Annotated in this window: 19 protein-coding genes and 1 riboswitch; of the genes, 15 read left to right on the forward strand and 4 right to left on the reverse strand. The window is 73.6% G+C overall.

The features are described 5' to 3' along the window. Positions 1 to 4: 4 nt before the first annotated feature. The 8 genes from idi to LUU90_RS23835 are packed head-to-tail and all read left to right on the forward strand — an operon-like array spanning position 5 to position 6,896. A complete protein-coding gene (gene idi, locus LUU90_RS23800; RefSeq protein ID WP_275006463.1) occupies positions 5 to 583 on the forward strand; it encodes an isopentenyl-diphosphate Delta-isomerase in 579 nt (192 codons plus the stop codon). Continuing rightward, on the forward strand, positions 583 to 1,626 hold the full coding sequence (locus LUU90_RS23805; RefSeq protein ID WP_275006464.1) for a polyprenyl synthetase family protein: 1,044 nt from the start codon (positions 583 to 585) through the stop codon (positions 1,624 to 1,626). The genes idi and LUU90_RS23805 overlap by 1 nt, the downstream gene beginning before the upstream one ends. Next, complete coding sequence (locus tag LUU90_RS23810; protein WP_275006466.1) at positions 1,623 to 2,507, forward strand: phytoene/squalene synthase family protein; 885 nt, start codon at positions 1,623 to 1,625, stop codon at positions 2,505 to 2,507. Before LUU90_RS23805 ends, LUU90_RS23810 begins: the two co-directional genes overlap by 4 nt. Beyond that, a complete protein-coding gene (gene crtI / locus LUU90_RS23815; RefSeq protein ID WP_275006468.1) occupies positions 2,504 to 4,060 on the forward strand; it encodes a phytoene desaturase family protein in 1,557 nt (518 codons plus the stop codon). The genes LUU90_RS23810 and crtI overlap by 4 nt, the downstream gene beginning before the upstream one ends. Then, positions 4,057 to 4,383, forward strand: coding sequence for a lycopene cyclase domain-containing protein (locus LUU90_RS23820; RefSeq protein ID WP_275006470.1), 327 nt, complete (start codon positions 4,057 to 4,059; stop codon positions 4,381 to 4,383). The genes crtI and LUU90_RS23820 overlap by 4 nt, the downstream gene beginning before the upstream one ends. Continuing rightward, positions 4,380 to 4,685: a lycopene cyclase domain-containing protein gene (locus LUU90_RS23825; protein WP_275006473.1), complete on the forward strand. Its 306-nt coding sequence runs from the start codon at positions 4,380 to 4,382 to the stop codon at positions 4,683 to 4,685. Before LUU90_RS23820 ends, LUU90_RS23825 begins: the two co-directional genes overlap by 4 nt. Then, complete coding sequence (locus tag LUU90_RS23830; protein ID WP_275006474.1) at positions 4,675 to 5,544, forward strand: prenyltransferase; 870 nt, start codon at positions 4,675 to 4,677, stop codon at positions 5,542 to 5,544. Before LUU90_RS23825 ends, LUU90_RS23830 begins: the two co-directional genes overlap by 11 nt. Then, positions 5,541 to 6,896: a TIGR01777 family oxidoreductase gene (locus LUU90_RS23835; RefSeq protein ID WP_275006476.1), complete on the forward strand. Its 1,356-nt coding sequence runs from the start codon at positions 5,541 to 5,543 to the stop codon at positions 6,894 to 6,896. Before LUU90_RS23830 ends, LUU90_RS23835 begins: the two co-directional genes overlap by 4 nt. Here LUU90_RS23835 and LUU90_RS23840 read toward each other — a convergent pair. Beyond that, entirely contained in the window at positions 6,860 to 8,011 is a 1,152-nt protein-coding gene (locus LUU90_RS23840; protein WP_275006479.1) for a VanZ family protein, read from the reverse strand. The two genes, LUU90_RS23835 and LUU90_RS23840, sit on opposite strands and share 37 nt — an antisense overlap. Positions 8,012 to 8,130: 119 nt before the next feature. Here LUU90_RS23840 and LUU90_RS23845 point away from each other — a divergent pair, with 119 nt between their 5' ends. Genes LUU90_RS23845 through LUU90_RS23860 form a run of 4 tightly spaced genes read left to right on the forward strand, consistent with a single transcriptional unit; the run spans position 8,131 to position 12,378 of the window. Further along, a complete protein-coding gene (locus LUU90_RS23845) occupies positions 8,131 to 9,162 on the forward strand; it encodes a 2-keto-3-deoxygluconate permease (RefSeq protein WP_275006481.1) in 1,032 nt (343 codons plus the stop codon). Beyond that, positions 9,159 to 10,469, forward strand: coding sequence for a four-carbon acid sugar kinase family protein (locus LUU90_RS23850; RefSeq protein ID WP_275006484.1), 1,311 nt, complete (start codon positions 9,159 to 9,161; stop codon positions 10,467 to 10,469). Before LUU90_RS23845 ends, LUU90_RS23850 begins: the two co-directional genes overlap by 4 nt. Further along, entirely contained in the window at positions 10,466 to 11,497 is a 1,032-nt protein-coding gene (gene pdxA / locus LUU90_RS23855; RefSeq protein WP_275006486.1) for a 4-hydroxythreonine-4-phosphate dehydrogenase PdxA, read from the forward strand. Before LUU90_RS23850 ends, pdxA begins: the two co-directional genes overlap by 4 nt. Further along, complete coding sequence (locus LUU90_RS23860; RefSeq protein ID WP_275006488.1) at positions 11,467 to 12,378, forward strand: GntR family transcriptional regulator; 912 nt, start codon at positions 11,467 to 11,469, stop codon at positions 12,376 to 12,378. The genes pdxA and LUU90_RS23860 overlap by 31 nt, the downstream gene beginning before the upstream one ends. 14 nt (positions 12,379 to 12,392) lie before the next feature. On the opposite strand, the gene LUU90_RS23865 is transcribed toward LUU90_RS23860, so the two are convergent. Then, complete coding sequence (locus LUU90_RS23865; protein ID WP_275006490.1) at positions 12,393 to 13,292, reverse strand: alpha/beta fold hydrolase; 900 nt, start codon at positions 13,290 to 13,292, stop codon at positions 12,393 to 12,395. A gap of 75 nt (positions 13,293 to 13,367) precedes the next feature. Here LUU90_RS23865 and LUU90_RS23870 point away from each other — a divergent pair, with 75 nt between their 5' ends. The 3 genes from LUU90_RS23870 to LUU90_RS23880 all read left to right on the forward strand — a co-directional run bounded on the left by LUU90_RS23870 (position 13,368) and on the right by LUU90_RS23880 (position 16,039). Beyond that, positions 13,368 to 13,832 carry a DUF6153 family protein gene (locus LUU90_RS23870; RefSeq protein WP_275006491.1) on the forward strand — a complete coding sequence of 155 codons (465 nt, stop codon included), beginning with the start codon at positions 13,368 to 13,370 and terminating at the stop codon, positions 13,830 to 13,832. A gap of 106 nt (positions 13,833 to 13,938) precedes the next feature. Next, entirely contained in the window at positions 13,939 to 14,532 is a 594-nt protein-coding gene (locus tag LUU90_RS23875; protein WP_275006493.1) for a DUF305 domain-containing protein, read from the forward strand. Positions 14,533 to 14,590: 58 nt separating this feature from the next. Then, positions 14,591 to 16,039 (forward strand): copper resistance CopC family protein, encoded by a 1,449-nt coding sequence (locus LUU90_RS23880; RefSeq protein ID WP_275006495.1) that lies wholly within the window; start codon positions 14,591 to 14,593, stop codon positions 16,037 to 16,039. 175 nt (positions 16,040 to 16,214) lie between these two features. Here the strand turns inward: LUU90_RS23880 and LUU90_RS23885 are convergent, their stop codons facing one another. Both LUU90_RS23885 and LUU90_RS23890 read right to left on the reverse strand, forming a co-directional pair. After that, a complete protein-coding gene (locus LUU90_RS23885; protein WP_275006498.1) occupies positions 16,215 to 16,529 on the reverse strand; it encodes a DMT family transporter in 315 nt (104 codons plus the stop codon). An 11-nt stretch (positions 16,530 to 16,540) separates the two neighbouring features. Further along, positions 16,541 to 16,605: riboswitch (guanidine-III (ykkC-III) riboswitch) on the reverse strand. A 90-nt stretch (positions 16,606 to 16,695) separates the two neighbouring features. Beyond that, entirely contained in the window at positions 16,696 to 17,802 is a 1,107-nt protein-coding gene (locus LUU90_RS23890; protein WP_275006500.1) for an NAD(P)-binding domain-containing protein, read from the reverse strand. Positions 17,803 to 17,840 lie beyond the last annotated feature (38 nt).

Consider the following 17,840-nt stretch of genomic DNA (forward strand, 5'->3'; position numbering starts at 1 on the left):
GCACGTGCCGACAGAGAGAGTCGTCCTGCTGGACGAGGACCACGCGCCGATCGGGTCGGAGCTCAAGCACCTCGTGCACTCGGAGAGCACACCGCTGCACCTGGCCTTCTCGTGCCACGTGCTCAACGCCGCCGGCCAGGTACTGGTGAGCCGCCGCTCGCTGGGCAAGCTGACCTGGCCCGGCGTCTGGACCAACTCCTTCTGCGGCCACCCGCAGCCGGACGAGCCGATGGAGGACGCCGTCGTCCGCCGCGCCCAGGAGGAGCTCGGCCTGACCGTGCGCGACCTACGGGTGGTACTGCCCGACTTCCGCTACCGAGCCGTCGACGCCTCGGGAATCGTGGAGAACGAGGTCTGCCCCGTCTACCTCGCGGTCACCGACGGCGAGCCGTGGCCGAACCCGGCCGAGGTCATGGACGAGCACTGGACCGATCCCGCCGCGCTGGGGACCGCGCTCCGGTCGGCACCGTGGGCGTTCTCCCCCTGGTTCGTGCGTCAGGCCTACGAGCTGACGCTCTATACACCCCCGGGCTCCACCGGCACGTTCAGCCTCGGAACGGTTCCAGCCGGAGGGACGCCGTGATGACCGAGACCCTCGCCCGGGACGCCGTGGACGCCGTCCTCACCGACTTCTTCGAGGACCGGATCCGGCGTGCCACCCCGCTCGCCGAGCACTACGCGCTCCTGTGGCGGCGGCTGGCCCGGTCGTCCGAGGGTGGCAAGCGCCTGCGCCCTCGGCTGCTGCTCAACACGCATGCGGCGTTCGGCGGCACGCACCTCGAGGACGCCACCACGGCGGCCGCGGCGTTCGAGCTGCTCCATACCGCCCTGCTGCTGCACGACGACGTCATGGACCAGGACCTCAGCCGCAGGGGACGGCCCACCGTCTCCGCCGAGTTCGCGAACGACGTGGCGGACGACGGCCTGTCTCCAGGAGTCGCTGCGGCGTGGGGCGACGCGTCGGGGATCCTGGGCGGCGACCTGCTGCTCAGCGCGGCACACACCCTCGTCGGCCGGGTACGGCCGGAGGTGCGCGCCGAGCTCTCCGACATCGTCGACGAGAGCCTGTTCCGGGCCGCGGCAGGCGAGCATGAAGACATCGCGTTCGGCCTGGGCACGGCGTCGGCGACACCCGAACGGGTGGTGCGGATGATGGAGAACAAGACCGCCGGCTACTCGTTCGCCGCACCGCTGCGGGCGGGGGCGGCCCTCGCCGGGGCGGGCGCGGACGTCTCGATCGAGCTGGACCGGGTGGGCATCGCGCTGGGCGTGCTCTACCAGCTGCGCGACGACCTGCTGGGCGTCTTCGGCGACGGGGACCGTACCGGCAAGAGCACGACGAGCGACCTGCGCCAGGGCAAGCGGACGCTGCTCGTCGCCTTCGCCGAGGGCCAGCCGGCCTGGACGGCGGTGCGCCACCTGTGGGGTGATCCCCAGCTCGACCGGGCCGGCGCCGGCCTCCTGCGGGACGCCCTGGTCGCGAGCGGTGCGCGCGACCAGACCACGGAGCTCGTCGACGTCATGCGGCGTGAGGCGATCGCCGTGATCGGCGGCTCCGCGCTGCCCACGAGCCTGCGGCGCGAGCTGGTCGGCCTCGCGGACACCCTCGCGGAGCGTGAGTCATGAACCCGTCGTCCTCCCTCGCGCTCTACACGGACACGGCCCACGTGGCCGCGGCCCAGGTGCTGGGCGCCTATTCGACGTCGTTCAGCCTGGCCACCAGGCTGCTACCGCCCGCGCAGCGCGCCATGATCGAGGACATCTACGCGCTGGTGCGGGTGGCCGACGAGGTGGTCGACGGCCCCGCGCACGAGGCGGGCCTGGCGCCCGCCGAGTGCCGCAGCACCCTCGACGCGCTGGAGACCGAGACCTACGCGGCGCTGCGCTGCGGGTTCAGCGCGAACATCGTGGTGCACGCGTTCGCCACCACCGCGCGGACGGTCGGCATCGACGAGACGCTGGTGCGCCCCTTCTTCGCCTCGATGCGCCGCGATCTCGACCCGATGGCCACGCTCAGCGCCGGGGAGTTCGACGCCTACGTGCACGGTTCGGCGGAGGTCGTCGGCCTGATGTGCCTGCGCGCCTTCCTGCACGGGTCGCCCGTCTCCCCCGCGGCACGTGGCCGCCTGGAAGAGGGAGCGCGCCGGCTCGGCGCGGCGTTCCAGAAGATCAACTTCCTGCGTGACCTCGGTGACGACGAGGACCGCCTGGGCCGGTCCTACTTTCCGGGCACGGGTCCCGACCGGCTCGACGACGAGCACAAGGCGGTGATCGTCAAGGACATCGACGGCGACCTCGCCGCCGCGCGTGCCGTCATCCCGCTGCTCCCGATCGGGCCACGCCGGGCCACGGCACTGGCCGCCGGCCTCTTCGCCGAGCTCAACGACCGGCTGCGGCACACTCCTGCCGACCGGCTGCGCGGGCAGCGGGTGTCCGTGCCGACAGCCGTCAAGCTGCGCATCGCCGCGACGGTCCTCGCCGGCACTCGGACGGGGGCACGGGCATGACCGACAACATCCGTGGCCGGCGGGTCGTCGTCGTGGGCGGCGGCATCTCGGGTCTGGCGACCGCCGCCCTGCTCGCGCGGGACGGGGCCGAGGTCACGCTGCTGGAGGCGCGGACAGAGCTCGGCGGCCGGGCCGGGCGGTGGGAGCGCGACGGCTTCCGGTTCGACACCGGCCCCTCCTGGTACCTCATGCCGGAGGTCTTCGAGCACTTCTTCCGGCTGCTCGGCACCAGCGCCCGCGACGAGCTGGACCTCGTGCGGCTCGACCCCTCCTACCGGGTCTTCTTCGAGGGCGACGCCGAACCCTTCGACCTGCCCGCCGACGGCGCCCGCGAGGCGCTGATGGCGCTCGACCCGCCGTCCGCCCGGCGCCTGGACGCCTACCTGGACTCCGCGGCGGAGACGTACCGGATCGCCACGGAGCGGTTCCTGTACGCGACGTACGCGTCGCTCGGGCCCCTGCTCGACCGCGACCTCGTCCGCCAGGCGCCGCGCCTCGCCCGCCTGCTCGGGGAGCCGCTGGACCACTTCATCGCGCGCCACACGACGGACGACCGGGCCCGCCGCATCCTCGGCTATCCGGCGGTGTTCCTGGGCACCTCACCGCACGCCGCACCCAGCATGTACCACCTCATGAGCCACCTGGACGTGACCCAGGGCGTCCTGTACCCGCGCGGCGGCTTCGGCGCGGTGATCGACGCCGTCGCCCGGGTCGCCCAGCGTGCGGGTGCGAAGGTACGCACCGGCCAGCGCGTGGAACGGATCACGGTGGCGGACGGCGCCGTGACCGGCGTCGAGGTCGACGACGGCACCGGCGGCACGCACCACCTCGAGGCGGACGTCGTGGTGTCGACCGCGGACCTGCACGTGACGGAGCACCAGCTGCTCGACCCCGCGCACCGCAGCCACAGCGACCGCTGGTGGCGGAGGCGCGACCCAGGCCCGGGGGCCGTGCTCGTGCTCCTGGGCGTCCGCGGCGAGCTTCCGCGACTGGCGCACCACTCGCTGCTGTTCGCCCGTGACTGGCAGCAGGGGTTCGACGCCATCTTCGGTGAGCACCGCTCGGTGCCGACGCCGACGTCGCTCTACGTCTGCCGCCCGAGCGCCACCGACGATGTCGCGCCACCCGGGCACGAGAACCTGTTCGTGCTGGTCCCCGTGCCCGCCGACACCACCATCGGTGCGGGCGGCGTCGACGGCGCCGGGGACGCGGGAGTGGAGCGCATCGCCGACGAGGCCATCGCGCAGATCGCGCAGTGGACCGGCACGCCCGACCTCGCCGAGCGCGTCGTCGTGCGGCGCACGATCGGCCCCGCCGACTTCGAGCGGGACTTCGGCGCCTGGCGCGGCGGCGCCCTCGGCCCTGGCCACACGCTGCGTCAGAGCGCCATGTTCCGCGGCTCGAACGCGTCCTCGCGCGTGTCCGGCCTGCTGTACGCCGGCGCGACGACGATCCCCGGGATCGGGCTGCCCATGTGCCTGATCAGCGCCGAGCTCGTCGTCAAGCGGCTCCGGGACGACACGACCGCCGGACCCCTGCGGGAGGACGGGTGAGCTACGCCTACCTCGCCGTGCTGCTGGTCTCGGCGGCCGGGGTGCTGGTCCTGGACGCCAGGTTCCGGCTGTTCTGCTGGCGCTCCCCGGCGCGCGCGGCCGCCGTCCTCGCGGTCGGCACCGCCTTCTTCCTCGCGTGGGACGTGGCGGGCATCGCGCTCGGCGTGTTCGTCCACGGCACCGGGCAGTACATGACAGGGGTCATGCTCGCCCCCGAGCTGCCCCTCGAGGAGCTCGTGTTCCTGCTCTTCCTGTGCGAGCTCACGATGGTGCTGGTGATGGGCGCCCAGCGTGTCCTGGACCGCGCGGAGGCCCGGCGATGACCTACCTCCTGCTCGCCCTCGGCTTCCTCGCGCTCGCCACGACGGTCGCCGTCCTGGCATACCGCGCGAAGACACCCCCGGCGGGATGGCGCGCCATCGCGCTCGCCGCGGCCGCCCTGCTGACCCTCACCGCGGTGTTCGACAACCTGATGATCGCGAGCGGGCTGTTCACCTACTCCGAGGCCCACATCTCCGGGATCGGGATCGGCCTGGCGCCCATCGAGGACTTCTCCTACCCCCTGGCCGCCGTCATCCTGCTGCCCGCACTCTGGTCCCTGCTCGGAGGCCGCCATGATCGCTGACCTCGTCCGCGCCTCGCGCCCGCTGAGCTGGATCAACACCGCCTACCCGTTCGCGGCGGCGTACCTGCTGACGACCGGGGACGTCGACGCCTCGCTGATCATCGGCACGCTGTTCTTCCTCGTCCCGTACAACCTCGCGCTCTACGGGATCAACGACGTGTTCGACTACGGCTCCGACCTCGCCAACCCCCGCAAGGGCGGCGTCGAGGGCGCCCTGCTCCCGCCGGCGCGGCACCGCACGATCCTCGTCGCGTCGGTCGTCACCTGTGTCCCCTTCGTGGCGGCGCTGGTCCTGCTCGGCCCACCGCTGTCCTGGGTGGCGCTCGCGGTCAGCCTGTTCGCGCTGGTCGCCTACTCCGCGCCGCCGTTCCGCTTCAAGGAGGTGCCGGTGCTCGACTCGCTGACGTCCAGCGTGCACTTCGTCAGCCCGGCGGTGTACGGCCTGACGCTCGCCCAGGCGGCCCCGACCGCCGGGACGTACGCGGTGCTCGGCGCGTTCCTCCTGTGGGGCATGGCGAGCCACGCCTTCGGCGCGGTCCAGGACGTCGTCCCGGACCGCAAGGGAGGCATCGCCTCGATCGCGACGGCGCTCGGCGCCGCCACCACGGTCCGCCTCGCCCTCGCGGCCTGGACCGCCGCGGGGCTCCTGGTCGCCACCACGGGCTGGCCCGGCGCGCTCGCCGGCCTGCTCGTGCTGCCCTACCTCGCGCTCGCGCTCCCCTACGCGCGGCTGCGTGACGAGGATTCCGCCCGGGCCAACGGCGGGTGGCGGCACTTCCTGTGGGTCAACTACGCGGTGGGCACCGCCGTGACCATGATCCTCATCGTGCACGTCCTACGGAACGGAGGCCTGCCATGACGCTGGTCGAGCCGCTGACCTGGTCGAGCGTGGTCGCCTACCCGCGCTCCGAGGTCTTCGCCTGGCACGAGCGACCCGGCGCCGTCGCGCGGCTCACGCCGCCGTGGACACCGATGCGGGTGGTCCGGGAGACGACGTCGCTGGCTGACGGCGAGGCCGTGCTGGGCCTCCCGCTCGGCCTGCGCTGGGTGGCGCGGCACTCGGACTACGAGCCACCGGAACGGTTCGTCGACGAGCTGGTCTCCGCGCCGCTGCGCTGGGGCGTGCGCTGGCGGCACGTGCACGAGCTGCGCGACGAGGGCACGCGCACCCGCATCACCGACACGGTGCACACCAACGTGCCGCCCGGACTGCTGCGCGCCATGTTCGCCTACCGGCACCGCCAGCTCCGCATGGACCTGGCGGCCCAGGCCACCGCACGGAACAGCGGCGACCGGCCGATGGTCGTCGCGATGACCGGCAGCAGCGGGTTCGTCGGCAGTGCGCTGGCGCCGTTCCTGACCACCGCCGGCCACCGCGTGATCCGTCTGGTGCGCGGCACGCCGCACGGACCCGACGAGCGGCGCTGGGACCCGGCCGCCCCGGCGGACGACCTGCTCCGCGGAGTGGACGCCGTGGTCCACCTCGCCGGCGCGTCGATCGCCGGCCGGTTCACCGACGCGCACCGCGCGGCGATCCGCGGCTCACGGATCGCCCCGACCCGGTCGCTCGCCGAGCTCGCCGGGCGCACCCCGGACGGGCCGACGGTGTTCGTCTCCGCCTCGGCGATCGGGTACTACGGCCCGGACCGCGGCGACGAGGTGCTCGACGAGTCCGCCGCACGGGGCGAGGGGTTCCTCGCCGACGTCGTCGCCGACTGGGAGCAGGCGACCGCCGATGCCGCCGAGGCCGGCCTCCGGGTGGTCAACGTGCGCACCGGGCTCGTGCAGTCGCCGCGCGGCGGGACGCTGCGCCTGTTCTACCCCCTGTTCTCGGCGGGCCTGGGCGGCAGGCTCGGCGACGGCCACATGTGGCAGTCGTGGATCGGCATCGACGACCTGGTGGACGTCTACCACCGCGCGCTCTACGACGCCGGGCTGTCCGGCCCGGTCAACGCCGTCGCACCCGAGCCGGTCCGCAACGCCGCGTACACGAAGACCCTGGCCCGCGTGCTCCGCCGGCCGGCGGTGCTGCCGGTCCCCGGCCTGGGACCGCGGCTGCTGCTCGGCCCGGAGGGGGCGACCGAGCTCGCCGAGGCCAGCCAGCGGCTCTACCCGGCGGCCCTGCTCGGGCGCGGACACCGGTTCCGGCACCCGACCCTGGAGCCGGCCCTTCGTCACCTGCTCGGCCGCGACGGTCGAAGCTCGGGCTGACGTGCGTCGGCGAGCCGGTACGGCGCCATCCTGCCCGAGAGCCCTCGCTTCCCCACGCTGAACGGCGCGGCCACGACGTACACCACACCGAGGACGAAGCCGAGCGCCGCCGCGCCGTCGAGCACGCCCACGTCGAACGTCGTGGAGGCGTCGGCCAGCACCTGGAGCAGACCCCACAGCGCTCCCCCGGCCAGCCCGCGCCGGGCCCGCGCCCGCGCGGACAGCCCCGCGCCGTCGCCGTCGGGCACCACCGCGAGCCACACCGTGCGCTGCCCCAGCGACTCCCCCGCGCCCGTCACGAGCGGGTAGAGGAACACCGCCAGCCAGGGCAGCACGCTGGTGACCAGCCACGACACCGCAGTGTCGGAGGCGGCCAGGCCCGTCGTCAGGTAGGTGACCAGGCCCCACGTGATGCTGAGCACGAAGCTCAGCCCACCGTACGCGGCGGCGTCGACGGCCATGCCGAGCCAGCGGCGCCAGACCGTCACCGGACGCGGCACGCCCCGGGCCGCCGTCAGGGTCCGCGCACCCGGCATCCAGCGCAGCACCCACGGCGCGACCAGCGCGCCCAGCACGCCGCCCACCGTGTTGGTGACGAGATCGTCCACGTCGGCCAGCCGGTACGAGCACGGGATGAGGCCGAAGATCCCGGTCAGCTGGGTCGTCTCGATCAGGAGCGACGCCGCCAGCGCCGAGGCCGCCGACGCGAGCAGGCCCCAGCCCAGGTAGCGGCGCACCAGGATGCCCCACGGCACGAACAGCACGACGTTGAAGACACCCTGGAGCACCGAGATGTCCCGCACCGTGGCGCCCAGGGACAGCCCGGCGGTGCGCTCGCGGATGTCCGCGAAGATCTGCCCCGGCCGCAGCTGCGCGCCCTCGTGGCCGTGCTGGGTGCACCAGGCGGCCAGGTCACCGCCCGGCAGCGGCAGCAGGGTGTACGCCAGCAGCGCCGTCCCGTAGATCGCGAGCGCCGCCGCGCCGATCAGGCGGACCAGGCTGATGGCCCCGTACCTGCGGACCTGGATCGCGAGGATCGGTACGAGAAGCACGACGAACAGCAGCACGCCGAACAGCACGCCTATCTCGGCCGGCCAGGTCCACACGTCCGTCACCGGGACCACGCTAGACGCCGGGACTTGCCCGTGCCCGCGCAAGGGCGTAACTTCGTCCGTACTTTCTTGTCCTAACAACTGCGCGCCATGGTCGGCGACGCACGAACGAGAGGTTCGCCATGGATGCCGGGCGCTCACCGAGGTCGATAGTCCCCCTCTACGACTGGATGAACAGGGTCCCGGGCGGGCTCATGCTCATCCCGCTCGTCCTCGGCTCGATAGTGGGGACGTTCTTCCCGGGCTTCCTCGAGCTGGGCTCGTTCACCACCGCGCTGTTCAAGGATTCGGCGCTGCCACTGATCGCCGTCCTGATCTTCGCGACCGGGATGCAGATCACCGCCCGCACCTCCGGGCCGGTCCTGGCCGCGACGGGGACGCTGCTCCTGACGAAGTCCCTGATCCCCGCGGCGCTGGTCGCCCTGGCGGGCAGCATCTTCGGCATCGAGGGTTTCCTCGGCGTCTCGATCCTGGCCCTCATGGCCACCGTGGACAACAGCAACGGCGGCCTGTGGCTCGCCTTCACCGGCAAGTACGGCGACGCCCGTGACCGTGGTGCCTACATGGCCTCGGCCCTGAACGACGGTCCGTTCATCTCGATGCTCTTCCTCGGCGCCTCCGGGCTGGCGGACATCCCGCTGACGGCTTTCCTCGCGGCGATCATCCCGCTGGTGCTCGGCTTCGTCGTCGGCAACCTGGACCCGCGGTGGACCGAGATCATGCGCCCGGTGCCGAACATCGTCATCCCGTTCTTCGCGTTCGCCCTCGGCACCGGGATCGACCTGCGCGACGTCGTGTCCGGCGGGGCGAGCGGCATCCTCGTCGGCGTCATCGCCGTCGCCCTGACCGCGGCGCTCACCTACTCGGGCTACCGGTTCATCCTGCGCCGCGGCGCGAAGTCGGGCGTCGCCATCGCCTCGGCGACGACGGCGGGCAACGCCGTCGCCACGCCGGCGATCATCGGCGCGATCGACCCCTCGTTCGAGCCGTACGTCGCGGTGGCGACGGCCCAGGTCGCGTCGGCGGTCCTGGTCAGCGCGATCCTCGCGCCGCTCATCGCGACCATGGTCCTCAAGCGGCAGGGTGGCCTCACCCCGGCGGACGACGCCGAGCCCACGCCTGCCGCCGCGACCGAGGAACGCGGCACGGCATGAGCCAGGACGCCATGAACGAGCCCGACACGACCCGGGACACGGTCGGCGTCGTCGCCGACGACCTCACCGGAGCGGGCGACTGCGTGGTGCAGTTCGCCCGCGCCGGGTGGCGCAGCCACCTGGCGCTCGGCCAGGCCCTGCCGGCAGGCGAGCGGACGGCGGTCGCCGTGGTCACCGACGCCCGCCCGCTCGACGACGACGACGCCGCGCGGGCCACCGCCGACGCCGTCCGCTCGCTGGCGTCGGCGGGCTCACAGCGGCTCTACGTGAAGATCGACTCGACGATGCGCGGGAGCGTCGCCGGACAGGTCGCCGGGGCGCTGGCCGCCTGGCGCGATCAGGTGCCCGGCGCGTTCGCCGTCGTCTGCCCGAGCTATCCGGCGCTGCGCCGCACGGTCAGCGGCGGCGTCCTGCTGGTCGACGGCGCGCCTGTCGCCACCACCGCGGCCGGCCACGACCCCGTCACCCCGGTCCAGGACAGCGACCTGACCACCCTCCTGCCCGGCTCCGTCCTCGTCTCCGCCGACGGTGACGCGCGCACCCTCGCGCTCCGCCTCGCCGAGGCCGGCGAGGTCGCGGGCACGGTGGTGGTCGACGCCGTCGAGGACACCGACCTGGAGCACCTGGCCGACGCGGTCGCCCTGCTCGGCGCCCTCGCGGTCCCGGTCGGTTCGGCCGGCCTCGCGGGCGCGCTCGCGCCGCGGTGGAACGGCGGAGGCGAACGGCCCGAGCCGCCGCGTGTCGCCGTCGACCGGGCGCTCGTGGTGCTCAGCTCCCTGAACGAGGTCTCCCGCGAGCAGGCCGACGAGCTCCTGCGGGCCGAACCAGGCACACAGGTGCTGGTGCCGGACCCCGCCGTCGGGGCACACGAGGCGGTCACGTCGTGGCTCGCCGGTCTCGGTCCGGGGACCCGGCCCGTGACGGTCCTCGTGCGCACCCCGGAGCCGGACCCCGAGCCGGCAGCCAAGCCGACAGCACGGCCCGCCCCGGCCGGCCGCGAGCGCGCCGCGCAGGCCGCGGACGCGCTGGCGGAGCTGGTCGCCGCGGTCACGGCCCGGACCCACCCGGACGCGATAGTCCTCATCGGCGGGGACGGTGCCCGCGCCGTCCTCGCCCGCCTCGGCGCCCGCAGCGTGCAGGTCGCCGGGTCGGTGGCGGAGGGCGTCCCCCTCGGCCACCTCGAGGGCGGGCCGTCCGACGGCACCGTCGTCGTGACGAAGGCCGGCGGGTTCGGCACCCCACGGACCGTCGTCGACGTCCTCGCGAACCTGAGGTCGTACTGTTCCCACCAGGAGGTAAACCCTTGAGCATCCCCACTCTCGCCGTCACCCTCGGCGACGTCGCAGGCATCGGACCGGAGATCACGGCCAAGGCCCTGCTCGGCCACGACGACCTGCGCGCACGCTGCGTCCCCGTGGTCGTCGGCGACGAGGGCGCCATGCGCCGGGCCGTGTCCGCGCTCGGTGCCGACCCCACCACCGTCCGCGTGATCGGGTCCCCGGACGAGGCCACGAACACCCCGGGCACCATCGAGCTGCTCCAGACCGGGCCGTCGCTCGCGGACGTCCCGGTCGGTGAGCTCAGCGCCGCGGCCGGCGACGGCGCCTACCGGTTCGTCGTCGAGGCCTGCCGCCTGGCCCGCGAGGGCAAGGTCGACGGCATCGTCACCCCGCCGCTGAACAAGGCGGCCATGCACGCCGGCGGGCACAAGTGGCCGGGACACACGGAGCTCCTCGCGCACGAGTTCGGGGTCATGAACTTCTCGCTGGTGCTCTCCGCGGGCGACCTCTACTTCTTCCACCTCACGACGCACGTCTCGCTGCGCCAGGCGATCGAGGACATCACGCCGGAGCGCACCCGCAACGTCCTGGACCTCGCGGGCGCCTTCACCGCCGCGCTCAGCCGGCCCGACGAGGCGATCGGCCTGGCGGGCCTCAACCCGCACGCCGGAGAGAACCGCCTGTTCGGCGACGAGGACGCCGACATCCTGGCTCCCGCCGTCGAGGAGGCCCGTGCCCGCGGCATCAACGCCCACGGCCCGCTGCCCGCCGACGCCCTCATCCCCGCGGCCGTCAAGGGGAAGTGGAACATGGTCATCGCCTGCTACCACGACCAGGGCCACGCCCCCTTCAAGGCGGTCTACGGCGACGACGGCGTGAACATCACCGTCGGCCTGCCCGTCGTGCGGGTCTCCGTGGACCACGGCACCGCCTTCGACATCGCCGGCCAGGGCATCGCCCGGGAGGCCAGCCTCGTGCTCGCGATCGAGCGGGCCGCCGAGCTCGCGCCCGGCTGGGACCACGTGTGGCAGACGGCGCAGAAGACGGCGAGCTGACGGTGGCGCTCCCGGGACCGGACGGCACGCCGCTCCACCGCAAGCTCAGCAGCGAGCTGCGCGCGCAGATCCTCGGCCGCGCGCTCGCCCCGGGCGCGCAGGTGCCCACCGAGGCCGAGCTGCAGGAACGCTACGGGGTCTCCCGCTCGGTGGTCCGGCAGGCACTGGCCGCGCTGGAGCAGGAGGGCCTCGTGGAGCGGCGGCGGGGCCGGGGCACCACCGTCCGGGAGCGGGGCGAGCTCCACCGCCTCGTGCAGCGCGTCCCGGGGCTCTCGACCCAGGTCGAGGACGGCGGGGTGCACGTCAGCACCCAGGTGCTCGAGCTCGGCCCCGAGCCGGCCTCGGAGGCCACCGGCGCGCTCGGCTCGGGCCGGGTGCTGCGCATGCGACGGCTGCGCAGCGCCGGCGGGGAGCCGCTCGCCGTCATCGAGACGTGGCTGCCCGAGGAGTTCGGGGACCTGACGGCCGAGGAGCTGACCGACGCCTCCCTGCACGCCACGATCCGACGCCGGTTCGGCACCCGGATCGTGGCCGGCAAGCGTCAGGTCCGCGCGGTGGGGGCCGACACGGAGACCGCCGAGCTGCTCCAGGTGCCGGTCGGGACGCCGGCGCTCCTGCTGGAGGGCACGAGCACCGACGAGGCGGCGCGACCGGTCGAGGTGTTCCGCACGTGGCACCGGGCCGACCGGGTCGTCTTCGACATCAACGTGGTCCGGGAGCCTGACGCCACCGGCCCGGGTGACGCCTTCACAGGGCTGCGAGCCCAGGCGACGCCGACCCCGGACGCCGGGGGCACAGCAGGTCTCCGCGCCCGCCTGAACGCCCTCGCCCGCGAGATGCTCGACCTGTCGCAGCAGCTGGAGCGTGCCGATCACCGGTGAGCCGCACGGCCCGGTCAGGTGGTCCGCGAGCCCACCAGGCGCCGGGTCTCCTCCGCGATCGTCGGCCAGACCACGGGCGGCAGGTCGTGGCCGATGCCGTCGAGGATCACCAGCTTCGCGCCCCGGATCGCGCGCGCCACGTCGCGGGCCGCCGACGTCCGGATGAGCGGGTCGTCCTCGCCCTGCAGCACGAGCGTCGGCGCCTGGATCTCGCGCAGCCGCGGGCCCTGCCACCTCGCGTGCAGCTGGCGGCCGATCCCGGCCATGTCCCGCGGGCCGGCCTCCAGCCCGCGCTCGATCCGCTCGCGGGCCGCCGCCTCGTCGCACGGGTTCGCCCGGGACGCCATCCCCTTCGCGATGGCCAGGGAGGCGGCGATGTCGCCCTCGCGGCCCGCCGGATACCGCTTCGTCGCGTTGCGCGCGACCAGACCGAACCGCACGTAGCGCAGCGCGCGGTACCCGACAGCGTCGCTCGGCGGGGCGTCGCACGAAACGAGCCCGAGCACCCGGTCGGGATGGCGCAGCGCGACCCGCTGCGCGACGATGCCACCCAGCGAGTGCCCGAACATCACCGCGCGGTCCCAGCCGACGGCGTCGAGCACCGCGACGGCGTCGTCAGCCAGGTCCTCCGCCGTATAGGCGCCGGGGCCGAACAGCATGCGCCAGTACCCGCGCTGCACGGTGTCGCTGAACCGGGTGGACGCGCCGGTGTCACGCTGGTCGTATCGGATCACGTCGAAGCCCTGGTCCGCGAGGGCCCGGCAGAGGCCGTCCGGCCACCAGAACCGGGAGATCGCGAGGCCCATCATGAGCAGGAGCGGGACTCCCCCACGCTCCCCGAAGCGGTCGTAGGCAAGCTCGACGTCGCCGTTGCGCACGAACGTGGTCGGCGACCAGGTGTCTGTATCGGTCACCTGAACCATTGTCATACGCGGTCGCGTCACTCGCTCGAGTTCGCCTCGGCGGGTGATTGCGATAGCCTCCGTGCCGTGCTCGTGATCTCGTTCCTTCGCTCGGCGGTCGCCGAGCCGGGGCGACGCCTGAACGGCGCGCTGATGATCCTGATGGTCATCATCGGCGTGGTCACCATGCACTCGATGAGCGGGTCACCGACCTCGCACCACCACGGGCCGCACGACGCCTCCACCGTCGTCGCGCAGGATGTGGCCGCCGCCGGCGGGATCGCGTTGCCCTCGGTCCCCGCCCCGGACAGCCCCGCGACGGTGAACGCCGCGGTTTCTGAGGGCGAGTGCCGCGACGGGTGCGGCGGGCACGACGCCGCCATGGCGATGTGCCTCATGATCCTCGTCGCGCTGCTCGCCCTCGTCGTGCCCGCACGACGGTTCCTCTGGCGGGTCCTGCCCGCCTGGTCGGTGCCCGCACCCCGGGTGGCGGTCGACCTCCGCGCGCTCGCGGCTCCTTCCCTGCACGAGCTCTGCATCTCCCGGACGTAGACCCGGCGTCGACGCGCACCGCGTCGACCCGGCCAGCGCGACCACGCACCGTGGTCGTGCCGGTCAGTGCTACCCCGATGAGCTGAACGAGCTAGAGGAAGAACCGATGAAGCGCACCCTTCTGTCCGCAGTCGTCCTGGCCGGAGCACTCGCCCTGGCGGGCTGCTCAGGCTCCGAGGAGCCGACGCCGCAGGACACGTCCACCGTCGCCGACCCGGGATCCGGGTCCGGCGAGTCCGGCACGCACAACGACGCGGACGTCATGTTCGCGCAGATGATGATCCCGCACCACGAGCAGGCGGTGGAGATGGCCGACGCCGTTCTCGCCAAGGACGGGACGAACCCGCAGGTCACCGAGCTGGCCACCGAGATCAAGGCCGCGCAGGCCCCGGAGATCGAGCAGCTCGCCCAGTGGCTCGACACGTGGGGTGCCGAGCGCACCTCCGAGCACGCCGGCCACGCCGGGATGAGCGGCATGATGTCGGAGGAGGACCTGCGTGCGCTCGACGCGGCCACGGCCCCGGAGAGCGACCGCCTGTTCCTCGAGCAGATGATCGCGCACCACCGTGGCGCGCTGGAGATGGCTCAGGAAGAGGTCGAGCAGGGCACCGACGCGAGCGCCGTCGAGATGGCGCAGACCATCGTCGAGACCCAGTCGTCCGAGATCGAGGCGATGGAGAATCTCCTCGCCTCGATGTGACCGATGGGTGGTGCGCCGGCGACGAGCCGGCGCACCACCCGTCCGTGAGGAGCCAGACATGGTCCGACCTTCCTGGGTCGCGCGCGCCTCCGCCCGCTGGGTGGTCGGCCTGCTCGCGGCGCTCGTGCTGGCGACGTGGTGCGCACCGCCCGCCGCCGCGCACACCAAGCTGCAGTCGTCGGCGCCCGCCGCCGGCTCGACGTCCGACGGCCCGGTCGACGAGGTGGCGCTGACGTTCACCCTGCCGGTGACCTCCCTCGGCGACGGGATCGTCATCGCCGGCCCGGCGGGTACCGTCACGGCCGACGTCGCCACGGCCGAGGGCGGTCTCGTCCTCGTCGCGACGCCCGCCGAGCCGTTGGCTGCCGGCGACTACACGGTGAGGTGGACCGCCGCCGCCCAGGACGGACACCCGCTGGAGGGCACCTTCGGGTTCGCTGTCGCCGGGACCGGGACCGGGACCGGGACCGGGACCGACCCTGCACCGTCCGAACCCGCGCCCGGCAAGCCGGAGGAGACGGCCGGCGGCAGCCCGCACACCGGCCACGAGGGTGACGGCGGCATGGACCACGACATGGGCCATGACGCCGCCGAGATGGACAGCCCGGCGGCCGACGCCGCGGCGGTGGTCACGCGTGTGGGCAGCGCGGCGGCCCTCTGGGGCGGGCTCGTCGCAGCCGGTGCCCTGGTGTTCGCCGGTCTGGTGCTTCGCGGGCCGGACCGGGAGGACGTCCCGGTGGTGCTGCGGACGGTCCGCTGGACGGGGCCGCTGATCCTGGTGGGCCTGACGGTCCAGGTCGCGGCCGGATCGGTGCACCTGGCGCACGGCGACCTGGCCGCCGCGGTCTCGCCCACCTCGATCGCAGCCTCGCTCACCGGAACGACCCGCTGGGCGCTCGGGCTCCAGGCCGTCGGCGCCACGGCGATCGCGGTCGGGGCCTGGCGCACGTTGCCGGGCTCGTGGTTGGCGATCCTGGGGAGCGTGCTCGTCGGCGCCGGGCACGTGCTCGGCGGCCACAGCAACACGGCCGAGCCACGCTGGGTGGTCGTGATCGCCGACGTCGCACACCTCGCGGCCGCGGCCACCTGGGTGGGCGGCGTCGTCGCGACGGTGATCCTGCTGCGCCAACGGCGCCGGGACGGACGGGCGCTCGACGCCGCGCTCCTCGGCGCCCGCTTCTCCGTCGTCGCCGCGGTCTCCGTGGCGGTGGTGGGCGCGGCGGGGGTGGTGCTGGCGGTCGAGATCCTGGACCGTCCGGCGCAGATCTGGGAGAGCGCCTGGGGCCTCCTCCTGCTCGCGAAGGTCGCCGTCGTCGCCGTCGTCGGGGCGATCGGCACGTACAACCACTTCCGGGTGGTCCCGAAGCTGGCGGCACGGCGCTCCAGGATCCGCAGCGCGCGCAAGGCGAGCAACCTGCTGCGGCGCAGCGCCGGACGCGAGACGTCGCTGATGGTGGTGATCGTGCTGATCACCGCCTGGCTGGTCGTGGCGTCCGTCGAGGGCTGAGCCCTCGCGCTCCGGCTGTGTTGCCCGCAGTGGACAATGTCGACGCACAGCAACACAGCTGGAGCGCACAGGCACAAGGAGGCCCAGTGAGCACCACGCGGGAACCTCACGCCCACAAGCAGGTCGACAGCCGCTTCCTGCCGATGTTCGCCACCGGCGATCGGCCTACCAGCTGTCAGTGCGTGACCTTGAGCCCGATCACACAGCCGATCAGGCCGAGTATCAGCAGCACGCGGACGACGGAGACGGGTTCGGCGCCGGTGGCCATGGCCCAGGCGACGGTGGTCGCCGCCCCGATGCCCACCCATACGGCGTAGGCGGTACCCACGGGCAGGTCGCGCATGGCGAACGCGAGGCCGCCCATGCTCGCGACCAGGGCAACCCCGAAGACGATGGTCGGTCCGACGTTCTGGAACCCTTCGGAACGGCCGAGGGCGGTGGCCCAGACGGCTTCGAGAAGGCCGGAGACGACAAGGACGATCCAGGACATGGTGTGCTCCCTCGTTGCCGTCTTGTCGCGCACCGGGTACGGCAACCCTCGTCCGGGGACCTCCTCAGGTCCTGATCCGATTTTGGCACACGGCCGGGCGGTGCGGCAGGCCGCCGCGGGGTGGTGTGGGCCACCCGTACGCGGTGGCCTGACCCTCGCACGACCGTCAGCCCGCCACGGGCACCCGCAGCCGGCGCACCACCGTCGCCGCCGCCTCCCGGCCCGCGCGGTTGGCGCCGACCGTCGACTGCGACGGCCCGAACCCGATGAGGTGCAGCCGTGGCTCGGCCGCGGCCTGGGTACCGGTCAGCGCGATGCCGCCCAGCTCGTTGCGGAGGTCCAGCGGGTCGAGGTGCGCCAGGTCGGCCTTGAACCCGGTGGCCCACAGGATGACGTCCACCGGGGTGAACGTGTTGTCCGCCTCGCGCACGCCCATGGGCTCGATCGCCCGGAACATCGGCCGCCGCTCCAGGGCGCCGCGGGCCTTCGCCGCGAGCGCGTACGGCGTCCAGATCAGCCCCGTGTACGAGACGACGCTCCCGGTCGGCCGGCCCGCCGCGACGTCGGACATGACCTTGGTGATGGTCTCGCGGCCCGCCGTCTCGGGTTGGAACCCGTCCTCGCGGAAGACGGGCTCCCGGCGCGTGTACCAGCGAGTGGTCGCCACGCGGGAGATCTCCTCCAGGAGCTGGATCGCGGAGATGCCGCCGCCGACGATCGCCACGCGTCTGCCCGCGAAGTCCTCGGCCCGGACGTAGTCGCGGGTGTGGAGCTGGCGGCCGACGAACGTCTCCTGCCCCGGGTAGCGCGGCAGCACGGGGTTGGTCCAGGTCCCGGTCGCGTTGATGACGGCGCGCGTGGTCCAGGTGCCACGGTCGCTCGTCACGACGAGGTCGCCGTCCGGGTCGTCGTCGGCGCGGCGCACCGCCACCACGTGGACCGGGCGCAGGACCGGGAGCGCGAACTCCCGCTCGTAGCCGGCGAAGTACCGCGGGACCGCGGCGCGGCTCGGCTCCGTCGTGTCGACGGCGGGCTGGGCCAGGCCCGGCAGGTCGAAGATGCCGTTGACCGTCGCCATCCGCAGCGACTCCCAGCGGTGCTGCCAGGCACCGCCGGGCGCGGGGTTCGCGTCCAGGACGACGAAGGTGCGCTCGGCGTCCGGCTGCTCGACCGCGCTGACGAATCCCCGGTGCCGCAGGTGGTACGCCGCCGAGAGGCCGGCCTGCCCGCCGCCGATCACCACCGCCGTCGCCCGGCGCAGTTCCTCGCTCACACCCGGGTCAACACGTCGGGTGCACGGATGTTCCCGCA

Origin of the sequence: Promicromonospora iranensis, assembly GCF_028994775.1 — a bacterium.
Classification (GTDB): Bacteria; Actinomycetota; Actinomycetes; order Actinomycetales; family Cellulomonadaceae; genus Promicromonospora; species Promicromonospora iranensis_A.